Below are 18816 nucleotides of genomic sequence, written 5' to 3' on the forward strand. Positions count from 1 at the left end.
AATAGTCACAACTTCAAAGTAAGTGCGGTGGTAATTGTAAAATCAGTTTTACTAGATTGATTATCGTTTGTAAAAATCTTCTTGTCGGCATAAAGAAGTTTGGGCTCAATTCGCCAAAGCATATTTTCTGACAATTTGTAGTCATAATTTACCGAAATTCCAGATGTTTTGAAACCCAGATTTGATTTGGTTTGTACAATGATTTCGTTTGCATCCGCGTAAGATTCAAGTCTAAGAGCCAATTGGTTATCATTTTTGAGACGGAGTTTAGAAATTATAACCGGGGAATACCAATGAACTTTTTTTGTACTATTCAACCCAAATTCTGTACCGATATCAAACCCAATTAAAAGATCCAAGTTTTTCCTGACTTGTAATTGAGTATAAAAATTGTGAAAAACACGGCTGATTCCCAAGGAATCGGGCTTGTCTGAACCTACAAAGTTGCTGTAGTTTACAAACACTTTTTCGTTTGGTCTATAATTTATCTGAGCCCCGAAAGAAGGTTTTCTGATACCATCTGGCCTCTTGATTTTTTGCCAACCATTCAAAACCAAAATGGAAGCATTCCATTTTTCGTCATTTGAAGCGGAAGAGAGTTTAAAGCCTGTTTCGTAGTAAGGGGAGTTTTCAGCCAAAAGACTTCTGGTCAAGGTCCAACAATCTGCTCCAAGAGCACTTTCAAAACCTATATGCGAGGGCATAACACCCCCATCGAGCCAAATATTTCTATTTTTGACGATTTTGATACCGGCATTGGCTTCATAAATTATTCTTGCCCAGGAAGGCTCATTGGCAAGGTTATATTTGGCATAATCACCAGCCATTATCGCTAGGTTTGCTCTGATATGTCCCAAATTATAAGCACCCTTTACGAACATCAGATTTAAGTTTGGCATCTTGGTCCGTTTATGGTTGTATACAAAATCTTCTTTTAGCTTTTGCCTTCGGTCTGTTAGGTTAAAACTGAAATAGGGTTCAGCATAAGCACTTAATACAAATTTGGCGGAGCTATCTGCTTGTGAAAATACAATTTTTGGAATTATAGTCCCTAGAACTACAAAAATTAGTGTAGAGATTTTAAAGAGTCTAAACATCAATCATGTTAAAATTTTACCAAAACTAGTAAAATGAAGTGCAAAAATAGTTTATTTAGCTCATCCCACAAACTCCAAAATATCACCAGGTTGGCAGTCAAGGGCATTACAAATGGCCTCTAAAGTGCTGAATCTTATGGCTTTGGCTTTGCCTGTTTTCAGAATAGAGAGGTTCGAAAGCGTCAGATCTACTTTTTCGGAAAGTTCGTTTAACGACATTTTTCGCTTGGCCATCATCACATCAAGGTTCACTATTATGGGCATAATCTATATCGTTAAATCGTTTTCGTTTTGTAATTCTATTCCTCTTTTGAAGATATTAGAGATGACATATATTATGGCCGCCATAAGAATAAAGGCTTGACTGTCAGCCCAAAACCTATTTAAATTGTCTAAGTCTAATCCACGATGCTCCAAATACCTGACAGACTCTCGAGCAAAATAGCTAATGATCCCTATAGAAAATGTAAAATAGCTAATTTTGGAAATTTTGTCAGCCACATACTCACTGAATGGCTTTGACAAGCTGAGTTTACTTACCAATTCGATTACTACGTAAAACAGGTAGGCTTTTAACATGGCTATGGCCAGAATGAAGCTATACATGTAATAATAAGCATCTTCTGAATAGGCAAACAAATCACTTAAATCTAGTTTTTCGTAAAGTCTGGAAACAATCTCTGGTTTGTAGATACTCATTACAAAATTAACCAACAATGCTCCAGCTTCAATACAGAGACCAATAAAGATCATCCAAGCTATCACTCGGAGGCCGTAAAATACATACTTATTTGTGTTTGACATTTTTGTACTACTTTTAAATTATGTTACAAACGTAATAAAATTTATTGATAAACAATAAATATACATTAAAAATTAGTAAATATTTTTTGTTTTAGTTAATTGAAAATTGGTTTGACCCAAAAATTGAATCAAAGAATTTCTTAATAAGTGAAATTTAGAATTGGCAAATCAATTAAATATCTTGCCCAAATGTAAGTAGGTTATGGTCGGGGTCGAGGAGTGAAAATTCTTTCATTCCCCACGGTTTAGTTTCAAGGTGTCCTGCTTTGGGCATCATTAGTTTTTTGTCGATGGCTTGCTTGTACCATTCTTCAATGTTGTTGGTTCGGATATACACCTGACCGTAGTTTTCAAGGGGATTTAAGTCTCGGAACTCAAAAAAGTGAATTTGAATTTCGTCTTTTTCAACCATTAGATAAACCTCATAATCACCAAAAAGGCTGAAGCCGAGTTTTTCAATATAAAATTCCCATGTGGCGGCTTTGTTCCGCATCGGCAATTTGGGATTGATGGATGTCAACATAAATGTATTTGGTTAAATATTATTCGGTTTTACCTTTTAAACTGGCATAAATGGCCATGGCATGACCGTGTCCTAGTTCAAACTCCTCTTTGAGCCAATTGGTTATTTCGGTTGCTTTTATGCTTTTCGGTATTTCTCCTCCCACCACAAAGCCTTTTTCTTCGGCTAGTTTTTTAAAGTCTTCGGGCGATTTGCCAGTTTTAGTTTTGATGTTGTCTATGTAGGCTTGGAATGACATTTTGAATAAATATTTGGGGCTAAATTAAATAATACATCGAGAAATACCACTTGAATTGGCCCTCAAATTTGAAATGAAATTTATATTTTATCTACTGCAATTTCAAATTAGACGCTCCAAAACTCCTTTGCGTTTTACTATATTTTTATAATCCCATTGGATTTTCCTCGACTTTTCTAACCAGCGTTTTATAACTACTATTTCGATTTCTTCCTTCGAATTGTAGTAAATACCGGCATCTTTAAATTTGCCGGTTCCAATTTCGAGCTTTGCTTCGTCGAAACTTGCACCACTCCAAAACATCAGCTTAATGCCTTTTTTCTGTTTGCTATAACCCACAATAGGGTTTCCATTCAGAAACCAGACGGGATGACCATGCCATATTTTACTTTCGGACTCAGTCAAATTTGCAGATATTTCATTGGCCAATGTATCACATACTGCTTTTTCTTCGCTAGATAGTTGGTCGTTATAATTTTGGATGTCTTTATTCATGTTAATCGATTTTTTATTGGTTTTTAGCTGAGGGTTCGAATAACTATTGATCCCAAGCTCCGATATCTGTTAGAATTTTTTTCGTGATTTCTTTCCGACAATTATCAAAATCCGCACGGTTGTTTTTCCTATCTTGAAGCAATCTGGTAGCAAAAAAATAGACATTCGAGCCTTTTTCAATATATCCAATCCACCAACCTGTATTTATGCCTTTGTCCCTTGTCCATCCTGTTTTGGCACGCAAAATGTAGCTTTGGTTTTGCTCATTAATCATTACTTTTTTGACTATCGCCATGTTTTCTTTCGAAAAAGGCTGTTTATTTTCATAAAGCTTTCTCAAAAAATTAACTTGATTGATGGGAGAAATACCGAAAGCTCCGAAGTTCCAGAAATCTGCATCAGTTTGAGATAAATCACCGTTTCCATAGCCCGAAGCTTTTAGATATTTTCGATATTTTTCTTTGCCTATTTTCTTTGCTAATTCCACAAATACCCAGCCAGCTGAAACCTCAAAAGCCTCCTTGACGGTCATGTCGTGGTAAATTTCTGGTCTGTAGCCATATTTGACGGTGTCGGTACTACCCACCCATTGTACTATTTGATTTTCGTTCTTTATGGTTTGGGTTTCGAGTGCTATGAGGAGATTTATAACCTTAAAAGTGGAGGCTGGAAGTGTCTCCAAATTCACTCCAATGGTGTCCGAAAGAATCCATTTTTTGTTACTATTGTCATAAATAGCCACCGAACCTTCAACTCTACAATCTATGAAATACTTATTAAAATCTGGTCTAACAATTACGCTATCCGTCTGATTTTTGATGAATTCACTCTTGTTCTGTTCTCGCGATAGACATGAAAACATCAGTTCCAAAATTAGTATAACAAGAATTGAAGTTTTCATCACAAGGTTTGTTCAAAAGTATCTTTTTAAGCTCTCAAAATTTTCTCCATCTTACGCCCAGCTGCCAGTTCATCCACTAGTTTGTCCAGGTATCTGACTTGACGTGTCAACAGATTTTCTATTTCTTCAATTCTATACCCACAAATTAGCCCTTTGATCAGGGGAGCATTAGGGTGTAGATTTGCCTGTGCAAAAAAAGCCTCAAAAGTCACTTTGTTGGATATAAATTCCTGAATTTTAGAATCATCAAAGCCAGTTAACCAAGTAATTACCTGATGAAGCTCTTCTTTAGTTCGGCCTTTTCGCTCCACTTTTGTGACATACATAGGATAAACCGAAGCAAATGTCATGTTAGCCATGCGTTCATTATGGGTATCTGTGGGCTGCATTTTTTGAGTTTAGTTTTAATATTTCAGAAGAATAAATTTAAGATAAAAACAAGAATTTGCCAAGAATCAGTACAAAGTATTTGTTTAACTTTTGCTGGTTTTTTGTCGGAATATCTTAAACAATCTAGATTGTTTTACGATTTGTGATAATTAAGATGTCTTATTTAAGGTGATGCATTGTTTCTACGTTTTGGACTCCACATGTTTTTTGAAGTTTTTCAAAACCGATTGACAAAAATCACTTTGTAGGTCTATGGGGGTCATTTCCTCAGGTTCAAATATTTCACTTATGGTGGTGGTATTTTGGTTCTCTATGAATTCTATAATAGATTTTCTTTTATCCAAACCGGTGTATTCAATCAGCTGATTATCAATGACCTTGTCATAAAATCCAGAATGGTCAAATCCCTCACTTCCGTCTATTTTTTCCATCCTGAAAGAAAAAAATCCTTCCGCTCTTAGATCTATCTCCGCTTTTGGGCAGTGCCAGTCAGGAAAAGGAATATTCCAAAGTTTGACATCAGTTGGAGTAGTCCATGCTTTCCACACGACATCAATCGGTTTTGCAACAACAACTTCGACCTTGAGGACAGAATTATCTTTCATTGAATAATTTTTAAGGATAAGACAAATCTAACGAAAAAAACACCAAGAAGGAATCAAATTCCCTCTCGGTGTTGCTAATTCATAATCTGTTTGGCATAATCTATTGACCTATCATGGGTAGATATTTTTTGCGGTTGTCATAAATAATCCAACCAAGTATAAGCCAAATAACTGCTGCAATAGGTAAGCCTTCTGGGGCAACAGTAAGGTGAACGAATAGCACCCCTAGCATTACAGGAAAGGCAACTATTGCTCCTAGTGCTCTGGTTTTTGGAAAAATTATAAGTAATCCTGCCAATATTTCGGCAGCTCCAACCAATGGCATTAGCCAAGAAATTTCCATAAAAGCCGCGTTGTCTTTCATCAAGGCCTCTGGCAGATTTGGCGGAACAGGCATGTAGTGCAAATACTTATCGAGGCCACCGTTAAGTAGTAATAATCCGAATAAAGCGGATAGTACGTTTAAAATTTTCTTTTGCATTTGAAATCTTTGGGTTTAAAAAGTGATTTATGAATAATTTACGTTTTCCGAAACCTTCTCATGTTTTCCGATAAAAAATCTTTGACAATGCTGGTAAGAATCACAATAAGGATTCAGTTCAATCTTTGGCAGTGTAACTAAACATCCAGTTTATGCCAAACTTGTCTGTTAAGCTTCCGAAAAAGGCTCCCCAAAACATGTCTTGTAGCGGCATGGTAATATTACCACCTTCTGACAAGCCCTCAAAAAGTCTGGTGGTCTCCTCTCGAGATTCTAGTTCTAATTGTATGTGCATATTATTGCCCATCGTCACTTCGAATCCCATTTCTTTTGGTGCATCGCTGGCCATCAAGACATGATTTCCAATCAGTGGCATTTCAATATGTAATATTTTGTTTTTCAAAGCTTCGGCCATTGGCGGGTGGCTTGGGTCGGCAGGTAAATCACCAAAACGCTGAATTCCTTTCCCCGAAAACTCGGTGCGGAACACACTTTTGTAAAAATTAAGTACCTCTTCTGTATTTCCTGGAAAGTTGAGGTAAACACAAACTCTGGCTTGATAGTCAGTTTTATTTTGTTTTCTAAGGTAAAACTGTGCCGCAATATATTGGTCAAGATTATCCATGGTCATGGTGAAGCCTTCTTTAAAGCCCATGGCAATAATGTTTTCCAAGTCCTCTAGTTTTTGGTATTGCATCGTTAGGCTTACCAAAGTATTATCTCCATTTGCATCAAATTGGCTTGTCCATTGGGTACGAGGCATTTGGGTGTTCAAAACTTGATTTTCATCGCAAAACGCATCTAAATGCTTGAAGACTTTATGTTCTTCTATGCTGCTGTAGTCGGCTACGCAATAGTGTTTTTCGCCCTCTGGGCTTATCATGGCATAGAACCACCTTCCACCTTCTCTAAAATCGAGCGAAATAGTTTTGGTTTCATAGGGGCGTGGGGCCCACCATTGGTCGAGCATTTCGGAGGTGGTCCAAGCTTGCCAAACCAAGGGCACGTCAGCTGTAAACTCTCTTTTAACGTGTATTTGGTTGTTGATTTTGTCTACTTCAAAATCGAATGTTAAAACGTTTTTCATCGTATCTTACTGAAATAAGGTTGATATTAAACTAATTTTTCTAATAGGTCGTCAAGTCTTTCGAGGGTCGAAACCATTCCCTCTTTCATACCCATATTAATTACTGTTTCCAAATCCGCCAAGCTTTTGTAGTTGACCACCGTCTCTACAACGGTGCTCTCACCGAAATCCGTAAAAGTAACTTTCCATTCTGCGGAAGGGAGGTCAGAGTTGGCTTTTCCGTTTTCATCACAAAAGGCATCAGTGGAGGTATAAAAATCAATGGGTTGTATATGGATAAAATCTGTCCAGCCCCAATGCTTCGTACCGTTGGGTTCTACCATGGCGTAATGCCAGTGGCCACCATCTCTGAAGTCCATCGACTTAGTTTTGGACGTAAGTGGACTAGGTGCAAACCACTGACTGAGTTATTCGGCCTTGGTGTAGCAGTCCCAAACGAGTTGACGTTTGGCAGTAAACTCCCTTCTGATAGTGAGCGTGTTTTGGGCTTTGTCGGCAATGAAATCAAATAATAGGTGCTTTTTCATATCATATATTTTTTATTAAAAACTGAGGTAACGCATGGTCAATAAAGTGTGTCCACCCTTGTTCGAAATTGTGAACGGCAAAGTCTGGATTAGAACTTGGAAAGCTCAAAAGACCAGAGTGGGTAAAATCTAATTGGGTTTTATTGTTTTCAGAGCTGAGCTCGAAACTCACGAACGATAAGCCTTCATAACCTTCATATTTCCAGCTGTAGGTAAGTTTTTTTTCAAACTCTACTTCGGTTATTTCGCAGAGATGATTGTATTGGATGCCGTCCTCGTGGCCTCCTTTAAACTCGAACCTAAAACCGACTATCGGTTCAAATTTTTCGAGGTCAAAATACCACTCTTTCATGAGTTCTTTCTCTGTTATCGCTCTCCAAACCAAGCTAATGTCAGCGTCAAATACTCTACTAATTACAATATCGGGTTTCATTTTTTAGCATTTTTAAGGGTAAGTAGTAGGGCATCCAATTGCTCAAAACGGCTTTCCCAAATTTTCCTGAATTGCTCTAGCCAAATATCAATCTCTTTCATTTTTTCTACTTCAAGTTTATAAAAAATCTCTCTCCCTTTTTGTTCTTGTTTTATTAACTCGCATTCTGTCAGTATTTTGAGGTGTTTGGATACCGCCTGCCTGCTGCTTTCAAAATGGTCTGCAATGGCATTGGGTGTCATGGCTTGAAGGGCTATTAAGGCTATAATGGCTCTTCTGGTAGGGTCGGCTATGGCTTGGAAAATATCTCTTCGCATTATTATATGAAACTATTTGGTTGCAAATATATGTGCAACTATTTGGTTTCACAAAGTTTTATTTATTTTTTTAAAATTTTTTTTTGCAATTGCCTCATAAAGTATTCCCAAGGACTCAAATAAAGAATTTACCACTCGTAAAAATGTATTTTAAGGAGAATAATGCTCGGTATATCTTGACGCAAAAATGAAAAAGCTATGTTATTAATTGCAGTTTTAGTCCCTTGGTTATCTTTTTTCTTAAGAGGGAAAATACTAAGTGGAATCTTGTGTTTGTTGCTTCAGATTACCATTATTGGGTGGCTTCCGGCAGCACTTTGGGCAGTGGCCTCACGAGTGGATGGGAAAAATGACTCCCGAATTAGGAGAATGGAACGCAGAATGGCAAGATAAAAAATTGCGAGATTCTCGAAGAATCTCGCAATTTCTCGCAATTGTAGAAAATCAGTTTTTCTAAAACTCTACAAATCATTGGCTTTGCTTCCCAATATTTTGGTACCACTGATTTCCTCATATTTGTCTTGTGACACCGTAAAACCGTCAAATTCCATAAAACGGGTGTATTTTCCAACAAATCTCAAGTTTACGTTATCGACAGAACCGCTTCGGTTTTTTGCAATAATTACTTCTGCCATACCTTTGGTGCTTTCACCCGTTTCGGTTTCAGTAATTTGGTAATATTCAGGTCGGTATAAGAACATCACCACGTCGGCATCTTGCTCTATGGAGCCCGATTCCCTCAAGTCAGAGAGTTGCGGACGCTTATCACCCGCACGGGTTTCTACCGATCTACTCAGCTGCGAAAGTGCCAGTACAGGTATGTTAAGTTCTTTTGCGATGGTTTTCAGTGACCTCGAAATGGCTGCTATTTCCTGCTCACGATTCATTCCGCCTTTGCCGTTACCTGCCGTCATGAGCTGTAAATAATCCACAATCAGAAGTCTAATATTGTGAAATGCTTTAAGACGACGTGCTTTGGTGCGTAGTTCGAGCACTGAAAGTGCCGGGGTGTCGTCAATATATATCGGTGCTGTGGCAAGGTTGTTTAGTCGGGAATGTAGGGCATGCCAATCTTCCGTTTCTAGTTCACCTTTTCGGAGTTTGTTAGAGTCTATTTCTGCCTCAGCCGATATCAAACGAAGCATTACCTGCTGACTGCTCATTTCCAAAGAAAACAAAGCAACTGGCATTTTGAAGTCAATAGCGGCATTTCGAAGTGCTGATACCACAAAGGCTGTTTTACCCATTGCGGGTCTGGCAGCGATGATGACCAATTCCGTGTTGTGCCATCCGCCCGTTACCCTGTCAAGCGATGGAAAACCAGACGGTACACTGGCCGATCCGCCGTCTTGTTCGGCTTTATTCTTAATTTCTTGAATGGTTTTTTGCACCACCAAGTGAAGGTCTGGGATGTTCTTATTGAGATTTCCTTCCTGTATTTCTCTGAGATGTTGCTCGGTGCTATCGAGGAGGTTAAATACGTCTGTGGTATCCTCGTAGGCTTTTGTTTGTACATCGCCCATTATTTTTACAATACTCCTCCTAATAGCATATTGTACAATGATACGAGCATCTTGTTCTATGTGGCTGGAGATTGATTTGGCACTAATTCGGGCCAAATAAGCAGCTCCACCAATGAATTCCAACTCGCCATTGAGTCGGAGTTGATTGGTAACGGTTAATAAATCTACGGGTTCGGATTTGCCAAAAAGTGTCAAAATAGCTTGATAAATGGCCTCGTGTTTTTCAGAAATGAAACTTTCGGGTTTAAGTACATCAATCACCGTGGTGAGTGCGTCTTTTTCTTTTATGACACCTCCCAGCACGGCTGCCTCCAATTCTATGATGTGCGAAGACTGCTGAAAATCAAAGATTTGCTCAGGGTTTCGTTTGGTTTTTTCAGGAGATCTTCTTCTTTGTTGTTTCATTATTATGATTTTTGCCGCTTGCTTGTAATTTTCTTATTTGAAACAGGTTTCGTGGTCTTTTCAGTTCTTCATTTATTTTACAAAATTACTGCCTGTGGAATCTAATTTTAGCATCGAAACTTCTTCTTTTTTACCAACTCCAAGTGGAATTGTTTTCGTTTTCTTGTTGTTAAGAAGCGAATTGAAGTTTCTCGAAATGATGAAATTTCCACCAGACACTACTACATTTCCAGTGGAAGAAAACGTGTAAAAATTTGTAGGAACACTACGCGAATAAAGTCTAAATTTATATTCTCCGTCTTGTGAAAGATTGTATTCCAATTCCCCACCTACAGACAATTGGCCGGTGGTTCCCACGTTTATATTGTTTTCAAGACTATTTATAAACGAACTTTTTCCACTGAGTTTTATTCTGTTATTCAGAAACCTGTAACTAAAGTTTAGCTGCATATTGTTCAGTATATTTTCCCTAAAATCACCAAACTGTACACCTAATTCGAGGTTAGGATTCAGCTTGTTGGCCAGATTACCGATTTGGTTGGATAGCAAATTGCTCACGTTATCTATGAGGAACTGTTGTGTAATGGCCTCTGATAAATTATCTGGGAAAATCTCATTAAAAACCAAAATACTCGAAACGTTTCTACTTAAAAGTTGCTCGTCATTTCGAAGTCTTTGTTCAAATCCTAGGAGGTCCGTTTGACCGGTTAAAGGTATCTGCTTTAAGTCAAAATTTACGTCATATTTGATGGTTGGTGTCAGTAATCTGTCAGACAGAAGCACAGAAACGTTCACTGGAAAACGTGTTGAAGTATTGGCTAAATCTTGCGAAATAGAACTCGGAATCGGAATATTGGCCGTATAGTTTGCTCTCAGGTCAAGACTGGCTTCATAGGGGTCACCTGTCCATGTAATACGGCTACCATCTACAATGTTGAATTTACGGAGCGAGGCGAGGTTCTGGAAACTAAAGTTATATTTTCCGTTTCTAACCACATATGGGCCATTAATGGTAAAGTCTCCACGCGTATCGTATAAAATACTCAAACGTCCTTCACCAAAGACATTGAGAACGTCGTTATTGGTTCTGTCAAATATGATTTCGCACTCGGCATCAGGTGTAAAACTCAGGTTGAATGCTAATTTTACGCCACCTGTCTTTATTTTTGGCTTCTTTGATTTTAGGAGTAAGGTGGAATCGACTTTTTCGACTTTTTTCAGGAAAGGAATACCTTCCTGCTTTAAGTCAATTTTTTTGCCGCTGTCCATTGGTATTGTAATCTTCGTACCTTTTTTACTGTTCAAATTTCCCGTTACCACGATGTTCTCAAAGTCACCAGTCATTTGTAAATCTCCACCAGCAAAGGCTGTTCCGTAGAATACATCACTCTCAAAAGACTTTAAATTCAATACTTTAAAGCCATCTTTGCCTTTGATAGTGGCATTGAGACCTACCATAAATTTACCTGACCCGCCATTGAAAATACCCCCTTGAATAATGGCAGAGTTACCTCCAGTTGGAGCGTCACGCACGGTAACACCCTCAGGTGCAGCCACAAAGCCTTCTTCGTTGAGCAAAATTTTGTCGTCAAAATAGAGTGTTGTTCCAGATGAAATCACCTTCAAAGAACCTTTGCTTATGTCTATTTGGCCTTTGAAAATGGGGTCTAAGGGACTGCCGAATATTTCCACATCGCCCTCTGCAACACCCGTCATGTTGGTCATTACGCTGGTTAGCATACCTTCAAACATGTTCAAGTTCAAGTTCCTAACTTTGGCTTTGAGGTTTAGTGGGTTGTTCTTAATCGCAGGATCATAATAACCACTCATTCTGAATATTTCCTCAAATTGCCTAAAAACACTTCCGTTTATTTTGAGTTTGTTGGCCAAGTTGTCCCAGCTGGCCTCGGTGGTTACTGTTCCTATCAAACTATTGCGATATTCTAAATTTTCCACATGTAAGTTGCTGGTAAAGAAGGGATTCTTGTAATAATCCCTCAAACGCAATTCTCCGTTTGCAATACCCTTGGTTTCTACATTGGTAAATGGTTTTAGCGTTAACAAATCAAAATCCTGAACGCTTAACACTGACTCCTGTTGCGGATCGTTCGACACCACGCCGTTGAACCGTACAATTTGGTTATTATTTGAAAGCTTCAAATCATTAAAAACCACTTTGTTTTCCAACACATTGATAAGATTGTTCTCAGAAAAAGTCCATTTTTTGTCTATCAAATAAACCTCACTGTTTTTGGGGTTGAATCGGATGTCAAAACCTTCAGGGGTAAATTTCACCGAGCCAAATAGCCCGATTTTGCTATTACTGTTTTGCTGGTCTATGGAAGTGTCAAAATTTATGGTGTTAGCTTGTCCCCAATAGGCATTGGCGTAGAGGTTTTCGGTCAAAATTCCATTACTAATTCTCTGGTTAGCAGAGGTGAGTATGAGCGATGTCAGTACTTCTGGTGAACGGGCATATTTGGAAGTGTTGAAGTCTATCGTTGAATTATTAAACTGATTACCCTTGTAGCTCAGACTGTCCAGTTCACCCTCTAAGGAAAACTCCGAAGTGGCTCTTGAAGAAAACTTACCACTTAACTTCGAACCTGCAGAGACATAAATATTGGGGTCAAAAAAGCCAAAAAAACGTTTGCTATCTTTGAAGTAGAGTTGATAATTGGCATCATAAAACTTGCTGGGTGGACTTTTAAGAGAGTTTTTGTTTTTATAATAAGCTAGTCGCTCATCCTCGGTTTCATCAAAATACAATTTGTATTCCTTCACTAGTGTGCTGGCATCGGCTATAATTTTGCTCGGAACAAAATCGCCATTGATATGAATATTAAAAAACTCTGATACCAACGAAAATCGTCTTTGGTTTTCAAAAATGCCAGAGTTGAAATACAATGAATCCACCGCCAAGATATGATTCTCATTCTCCAAAACGGTATTTGAAAATCGAGCTCGGCCTATCCAATCGTCAAGTTTGTTTCCAATAAAGTCAAAATTTATAGTAGACTTTACCTTCAGATCTTCCTTTGCAATCCCAAGCGGTTTTAGATTGGCGTTTTCAAGTAAACCCTTAATTTTAAAGGTATTGAGTTCTTTGTTGAGGTCGGCTTTTCCTTCTACTTGGGCGGTAATATTGGGGTCTTTTATGTCTACGTAACCATCAAATATAGACTGTCCAAGATTCCCTTTTACCAGTATATTTTGATAATTATAACCATTGTAGGCAATTTCGCTGACGTGACCGTCTAGTTCAAGCAATGCACTTTTTACTTCAAATCCAGTACCCTTTATTTTACCGTCAAAGGTAAGTTTTTGTAAAGAAGGCTCGTCAAATAGCTTACCCAAGTCTAATTGTTGAATTTTGAAATCTCCTTGGTAGGTGGCTTCTTTGGCTATTTTCACATCCATTTCACCATTTATTTTACCTAGGCCCGTAGCATTCAGATCTGACTTTGTTTTAAAATCATTGTAAAATCCAGCAAAAGTACCCGACAAGTCTAGTTGAGCAATTTTGGTGATATATTTCTGATAATCAGGATTTTTGCTGTATTGACTTACGTCTTTTGCAAGCAATTTGGATGGTTTCAAAGACAAGGTGGTATTCGTTTTTAAAAGATCTGGAAATCCCTTAAAGTTTACGTCGCCTTTGAGGCTAGAACCAGTGCCAAATTTCAGGTCAAATTCCTTAAAATTCAGGTCAACATACAAGCCATCCATTTTGGCTGTAAGTAGGTAGCGTTCCTTATAATTATACATTTGCGAAGAAAATCTTCCCAAATCTTGGGCATCAAGTATAGTATTTTTAAGGTTGGCTTTCATTTTTACTTTCGTAAAAAAGTTATTGAATGCCGACGGTTTGTCGTAATAAAAATGAAGTTTATCGCCAACAAACGAGTTGTTAATATATGCCGATAGCTTGTCAAGTAGCATGGCAGTTTTGCAATACAAAAAGTCCGTCTTGATGTCTTTTATCTGCAAATCACTTCGAAAATCTACTGCCGAAAGGTTAGTGGTTTTAAAAGCTACGGTATCGCCGAGAATAAGTACATCTTCGAGGTTAGCGTTTATTTTATCAAATCTAAAGTTGTAGTAATCAAAGGTTTTTTCAGGAAAACGTGCTCTTCTTGCGTCGCTGAGACTTACGTTGCCATTCGTTACATAAGCATTGTCGATTGTAAAGGGCTTATTTTGATTCGGAATAGATTTTTTAGTAGAGTCTTTACCGATTTTTTCAATCGCCGCAATCCAATAATCGATATTAAGTTTGCCTGTATTGTCCTTTACCAGTTTTACCTCTGGGTTTTTGAGCAAAACATAGTCGAGGTTGTTATCAAATTTGAATATTTTTTTGGGATTATAAGTAATGGACGGGAGGTAATTTTCGTCCAGAGATATCTTCAGATTATTGACCAAATCAAGGGTGAAATTCGTCTTGCAGTTTACATAAAGTTCTCTCACAAAAATCATGTCTCTGCCCTGCAAATCCTTGATGTTGATGTCTTCGAAAGTTATTTCATCTAACCAAGAAATTCTAGCTTGCGAAATAGTTACGTTGCCACCCACTTTTTCACTTAGCCATTCGGTGGCTTTTTGGGTGATATTGGTCTGTACTTCAGGCAATTGTAAGGAGTAATACGCCAAAATAGCCAACGATACAATCAGTAAGAATAATATTCCTACGGTATTGATCAGTATGTTTATGAAGCGTTTCAAATTCCTTATTTTTTATAATTTGTTTCGATTTTTGTTTCAAAATTCAAACCAAACTTTTGAGATTTTAGACAATTCGAAGATGAATTTTCGTCTGTCCGAAATTTCTCTTTCCCAGGAGAACCCACTAACTTGGCTGCTAATTCACTTCTCCGTATCTTTGCCTACCGAAATAACCCACAAAATTTCTTAAAAATAATGATAATAAAAACTAAATGCCCTTAAATACTCAAAATATAGTCATTTTAGCGATAGAATCTTCTTGCGACGAAACCTCGGCGGCGGTTATTTACAACGGCCAAATGCGGTCAAACATTGTGGCATCGCAGATTATCCACGAGCAACACGGTGGTGTAGTGCCAGAGTTGGCTTCAAGGGCTCATCAGCAGGACATCGTACGGGTAGTTAATGCGGCCATAGAGGAGGCAAAAATCAATAAAAATGAACTTTCAGCTATTGCTTTCACACGAGGGCCAGGTTTGTTAGGTTCGCTGTTGGTAGGTACGTCATTTGCCAAGGCCTTTGCTTTAGGTTTAGATATTCCGTTGATAGAAGTGAATCACATGCAGGCTCATGTTTTGGCACATTTTATTGACGAACCCAAGCCTTCGTTTCCCTTTTTGTGTTTAACCGTAAGCGGTGGACATACTCAAATCGTGCTCGTTAAGGGTCCATTGGATATGGAAGTTTTGGGAGAAACAGCCGATGATGCAGTGGGCGAGGCCTTCGATAAGGCAGCCAAAATGCTCGGTTTGGGCTATCCAGGTGGGCCGAAAATAGATCATCACGCAGCTTTGGGTAATCCAGATGCCTTCGAATTTCCGATTTCAGAGATGCCTTCCTACACTTTTTCTTTCAGCGGCGTAAAAACTTCGCTCTTGTATTTTATCCAAAAACACGGACCGGAATTCGTGGAGGAAAGGCTCAACGATATATGTGCATCTTATCAGAAAACTCTAATTACTACATTGCTTAGAAAAATCAGAAAAGCTGCTAAAGAGCTGAAAATAAAGGAGATTGCAATAGCTGGGGGAGTTTCGGCCAACAAAGGACTTCGCAAGGCACTTACAGTTGAAGCGGAAAAGCAAAAATGGTCTTTGTATATCCCTGATTTTCAGTATTGTACTGATAATGCCGGCATGATAGCGATGGCTGCTCATTTTAAATATTTAGCAGGTGAATTTACCGATCAACTGGTAAGTCCCATGCCGAGGTTCCAACTTTGACCGCTTGTTTTTTTAATTTTTTTGGTAATTAATTGTTAACTGCTGCGTTCAATCATTTAAAATATTAATTTTGAGTTCTAAATACAATCTTTCCCTTAAAATATGAATCTTCCAATTCTCAAAAATTTGGCTTCTGGAAAATATAGTTTTCTCATAAAATTATTCTACAGATTTTTCTATTTGGGTCTGGCTGGATTCTTGTTTTTTATAATCGCCCTCAACTTCAATCTATTCTGGCTTTTCGGGAAAATGCCTTCAGTGGATGATCTAGACAATCCCAAAAGCGAAATAGCATCCGAGATTATTTCTACAGATATGAAGGTTATCGGCAAGTTTTTCTTCGAAAATGGCAACCGTAGCCCTATTACATTTTCAGACATTCCTGAGAATTTTATTGACGCATTGATAGCCACTGAAGACGTAAGATTTACCAAACATTCGGGTATAGATGCCCGCAGTATGCTGCGTGTTTTTGGAGGATTGATTACGCTTAACAAGAAAGGTGGTGGTAGTACAATTTCTCAACAATTGGCCAAAAATCTCTTTAAACTTCGTCAGGACGAATCTTATGAAGGGATTTTTTACAAAATACCCGTACTCAGAACCTTGACTATTAAAGCCAAAGAATGGGTTACGGCCATTAAACTCGAGAGACGCTACACCAAAAGCGAGATAATGACCATGTATCTCAACACCATAGAGTTCAGTAGTGGGGCAGTTGGTTTGAAGTCGGCCGCAAAAATTTATTTTAAAAAACTGCCCAAAGAATTGGAACCTGAGGAATCGGCATTGTTGGTGGGCATGATCCAAAATCCCTCAAGATTTAATCCAAAGTTTTTTCCTAAAAACTCCAAAGCCAGAAGAAATATCGTGATTTCGCAAATGGTGAAGTTTAATAAACTAACCCCTGAGCAAGGCGAGGCGATGTCTGAGATGCCTATTGTGCTTAATTATTCGCCTGAGAGTCACAACTATGGCATGGCTCAGTATTTTAGAGAATATTTAAAGGATATCGTCAAGAGTGATTTGAAAAAATTGGGATACTCGGAGTCAGACTTATATACCAAAGGTTTTAAAATTTACACCACCATAGACTCACGCATGCAAAACTACGCCGAAGAGGCTATGAAAACCCACATGCGTGATCAACAGACAAAATTCAATAACGCATTTAAGTACAAAAATCCATGGGTTCAGCGTAAAAGCGAGAATTCAGGTCAATATGTCGAAATTCCGAACTTCATTGAAAATAATGCCAAGCGTACCGAGATGTACCGTATTCTGAAGGAAACCTACGGTAATGACGACAAGGCTATTTTGGCTCGTATGCGTGAGAAAGTGCCTATGAGGATTTTTACATGGAATGGCGAGCGTGACACTGTGATGTCGCATATTGACTCATTAAAGCACTACAAGCGGTTCTTGAACATCGGAATGTTGGCCATGGATCCTCGCAATGGCAATATAAAAGCTTGGGTGGGCGGTATTAACTTCAAGCATTTTAAGTTTGACAACGTGTTCCAAAGTCGTAGGCAGCCAGGCTCTACATTTAAGCCTTTTGTGTACGTTACGGCTATTGACAATGGTTTCTCTACCTGTGAAAGAGTTACTGACGAACCTGTCACTTTCGGTGCCGAAGACGGCATTATGGGTTCCTACACCCCAAGAAATTCAGACGGTAAATACTCTTATGCTTCACTGACGCTAAGACAAGCTTTGGGACAGTCTATTAATACGGTCAGTGCAAGGTTAATAAAGGAATTTAAGCCCTCCAAAGTCATAGAATATGCTCATCAGTTGGGAATTAAGAGCGAATTGCCCAATTCACCGTCGCTATGCTTGGGTGTTGGTGAGGTATCACTATTTGAGTTGCTTTCTGGCTATGCCGTTTTTGCCAATCAAGGGAAGTACACCGAACCCATGGTGTTGCTCAGAATAGAGGACAAAAACGGAGAGGTTATAAAAGAATATTTGCCAGATCAAAAGGAGGTTCTTAGCAAAGAAACCGCTTATAAAATGATTCACCTGATGCGAGGAGCCACGGCTCCAGGCGGTACTGCAGTGGGCTTGGGTCGTTTTGGGGTTTTGGATGGCAACGAGGTGGCCGCCAAAACAGGTACTACTTCTAATTTCTCTGACGGCTGGTTTATGGGTATGACCCAAGACCTTATTGGTGGAGTTTGGGTAGGTGGAGAAGACCGTGCCATTCACTTCCAGAGTATTGAGCAAGGCCAAGGTGCACGCGTAGCCATGCCGGCTTGGGGTATGTTTATGCAAAAAGTATATGCAGACAAAGGCATAGAATTTAAGAAGACGAAGTTTGTAATTCCTGAAGGAATCAGAATAGTAGGTGATTGTGTTCTGAATCCAAATGAAGGTTTCCCTGTGCCGCAGGGTGAAACAGGTACACAACCTGCCTTAAAACCTGCCGACGACGATGAGTTGCTCTAGGGATGATTTGATAAATTATACGGAATAATTCCTCCCAATGCCTTTTAAAATACTTCTTCTCTTGTGTTTGTCAGCAAGTTTTGGTTGGGATTCCACGCCATACAGGACACTTCAAGGTCAAGCTCAGGGTAGTACCTACAGAATAATTTATGAGGATAAAACCAGTGCCGATTTTTCAAAATCAATAGATAGTTTGTTCCAGTTAATAGATGCCAGTATGTCCCTGTGGGATAGCAATTCTTTGATATCTAGAATAAATGCCAATAAAAACCTCGGGCCTTTCGATGCACATTTCGAAGAGGTTTTCATTAAATCCCAACAGATCTCTAAAAATACAAAAGGCTATTTTGACATAACCGTTGGTCCGTTGGTAAAGGCTTGGGGATTCTCTAAAACCAAAGGTTTTGCAAGCCCTACTGATTTACAAATAGATAGCCTCAGAAAGCTTGTAAATTACAAAAATGTCAGCCTTAAAGACGGGGGGATAACCAAGAAATATCCTGAAATTCAATTGGACTTCAACGCCATCGCCCAAGGTTATACGGTAGACCTGATTGCTGAGTATTTAACAAAAAAGGGCATCTCAAATTT

At 38.6% G+C, this 18816-nt stretch carries 19 protein-coding genes and 1 pseudogene; 4 read left to right on the forward strand and 16 right to left on the reverse strand.

The annotated features are described in order from the left end of the window. Positions 1-5: 5 nt before the first annotated feature. From EGI31_RS09760 to EGI31_RS09825, 14 genes and pseudogenes are all read right to left on the reverse strand, one after another. Positions 6-1097 (reverse strand): outer membrane beta-barrel protein, encoded by a 1092-nt coding sequence (locus EGI31_RS09760; protein ID WP_255037045.1) that lies wholly within the window; start codon positions 1095-1097, stop codon positions 6-8. 60 nt (positions 1098-1157) lie between these two features. Then, positions 1158-1361 carry a helix-turn-helix domain-containing protein gene (locus EGI31_RS09765; protein WP_255037046.1) on the reverse strand — a complete coding sequence of 68 codons (204 nt, stop codon included), beginning with the start codon at positions 1359-1361 and terminating at the stop codon, positions 1158-1160. A 3-nt stretch (positions 1362-1364) separates the two neighbouring features. Further along, positions 1365-1901 (reverse strand): DUF2975 domain-containing protein, encoded by a 537-nt coding sequence (locus EGI31_RS09770; RefSeq protein WP_255037047.1) that lies wholly within the window; start codon positions 1899-1901, stop codon positions 1365-1367. 172 nt (positions 1902-2073) lie between these two features. Further along, a complete protein-coding gene (locus EGI31_RS09775; RefSeq protein ID WP_255037048.1) occupies positions 2074-2424 on the reverse strand; it encodes a bleomycin resistance protein in 351 nt (116 codons plus the stop codon). A gap of 19 nt (positions 2425-2443) precedes the next feature. Continuing rightward, positions 2444-2662, reverse strand: a complete 219-nt coding sequence (locus tag EGI31_RS09780) for a DUF4287 domain-containing protein (RefSeq protein ID WP_255037049.1) — start codon at positions 2660-2662, stop codon at positions 2444-2446. A gap of 102 nt (positions 2663-2764) precedes the next feature. Then, the gene (locus EGI31_RS09785) at positions 2765-3157 is read right to left on the reverse strand and encodes a DUF1801 domain-containing protein (protein WP_255037050.1); all 393 of its coding nucleotides are present in this window, start codon (positions 3155-3157) and stop codon (positions 2765-2767) included. 43 nt (positions 3158-3200) lie between these two features. Next, positions 3201-4058 carry a penicillin-binding transpeptidase domain-containing protein gene (locus EGI31_RS09790; RefSeq protein WP_255037051.1) on the reverse strand — a complete coding sequence of 286 codons (858 nt, stop codon included), beginning with the start codon at positions 4056-4058 and terminating at the stop codon, positions 3201-3203. A gap of 26 nt (positions 4059-4084) precedes the next feature. Next, complete coding sequence (locus EGI31_RS09795) at positions 4085-4447, reverse strand: DUF2200 domain-containing protein (RefSeq protein WP_255037052.1); 363 nt, start codon at positions 4445-4447, stop codon at positions 4085-4087. Positions 4448-4630: 183 nt separating this feature from the next. Next, positions 4631-5053, reverse strand: coding sequence for an SRPBCC domain-containing protein (locus EGI31_RS09800; RefSeq protein ID WP_255037053.1), 423 nt, complete (start codon positions 5051-5053; stop codon positions 4631-4633). A gap of 100 nt (positions 5054-5153) precedes the next feature. After that, a complete protein-coding gene (locus tag EGI31_RS09805) occupies positions 5154-5534 on the reverse strand; it encodes a DoxX family protein (protein WP_255037054.1) in 381 nt (126 codons plus the stop codon). A gap of 118 nt (positions 5535-5652) precedes the next feature. Then, on the reverse strand, positions 5653-6621 hold the full coding sequence (locus EGI31_RS09810) for an SRPBCC domain-containing protein (protein ID WP_255037055.1): 969 nt from the start codon (positions 6619-6621) through the stop codon (positions 5653-5655). A 26-nt stretch (positions 6622-6647) separates the two neighbouring features. Continuing rightward, positions 6648-7016: pseudogene (locus EGI31_RS09815) on the reverse strand (SRPBCC family protein); the annotation flags it as partial. Positions 7017-7149: 133 nt separating this feature from the next. Then, positions 7150-7581, reverse strand: coding sequence for an SRPBCC family protein (locus tag EGI31_RS09820; protein ID WP_255037056.1), 432 nt, complete (start codon positions 7579-7581; stop codon positions 7150-7152). Beyond that, a complete protein-coding gene (locus tag EGI31_RS09825) occupies positions 7578-7898 on the reverse strand; it encodes an ArsR/SmtB family transcription factor (protein WP_255037057.1) in 321 nt (106 codons plus the stop codon). The genes EGI31_RS09820 and EGI31_RS09825 overlap by 4 nt, the downstream gene beginning before the upstream one ends. Positions 7899-8096: 198 nt before the next feature. Between EGI31_RS09825 and EGI31_RS09830 the strand changes: the two genes are divergently transcribed. Then, positions 8097-8291, forward strand: coding sequence for a YqaE/Pmp3 family membrane protein (locus EGI31_RS09830; RefSeq protein ID WP_255037058.1), 195 nt, complete (start codon positions 8097-8099; stop codon positions 8289-8291). A gap of 68 nt (positions 8292-8359) precedes the next feature. Here EGI31_RS09830 and dnaB read toward each other — a convergent pair whose 3' ends face one another. Both dnaB and EGI31_RS09840 read right to left on the reverse strand, forming a co-directional pair. Continuing rightward, positions 8360-9826, reverse strand: a complete 1467-nt coding sequence (gene dnaB / locus EGI31_RS09835; protein ID WP_255037059.1) for a replicative DNA helicase — start codon at positions 9824-9826, stop codon at positions 8360-8362. 72 nt (positions 9827-9898) lie between these two features. Next, complete coding sequence (locus EGI31_RS09840) at positions 9899-14551, reverse strand: translocation/assembly module TamB domain-containing protein (protein ID WP_255037060.1); 4653 nt, start codon at positions 14549-14551, stop codon at positions 9899-9901. 212 nt (positions 14552-14763) lie between these two features. On the opposite strand from EGI31_RS09840, the gene tsaD reads away from it, so the two are divergent. The 3 genes from tsaD to EGI31_RS09855 form a co-directional block, all read left to right on the forward strand. Continuing rightward, positions 14764-15774 carry a tRNA (adenosine(37)-N6)-threonylcarbamoyltransferase complex transferase subunit TsaD gene (gene tsaD / locus EGI31_RS09845; protein WP_255037061.1) on the forward strand — a complete coding sequence of 337 codons (1011 nt, stop codon included), beginning with the start codon at positions 14764-14766 and terminating at the stop codon, positions 15772-15774. A 102-nt stretch (positions 15775-15876) separates the two neighbouring features. After that, the gene (locus EGI31_RS09850) at positions 15877-18225 is read left to right on the forward strand and encodes a penicillin-binding protein 1A (RefSeq protein ID WP_255037062.1); all 2349 of its coding nucleotides are present in this window, start codon (positions 15877-15879) and stop codon (positions 18223-18225) included. Positions 18226-18262: 37 nt separating this feature from the next. Continuing rightward, positions 18263-18816, forward strand: a 554-nt coding sequence (locus EGI31_RS09855) for an FAD:protein FMN transferase (protein ID WP_255037063.1), incomplete at its 3' end; no start/stop codon positions are given.

This window comes from Lacihabitans soyangensis (assembly GCF_024343775.1).
GTDB lineage: Bacteria > Bacteroidota > Bacteroidia > Cytophagales > Spirosomataceae > Leadbetterella > Leadbetterella soyangensis.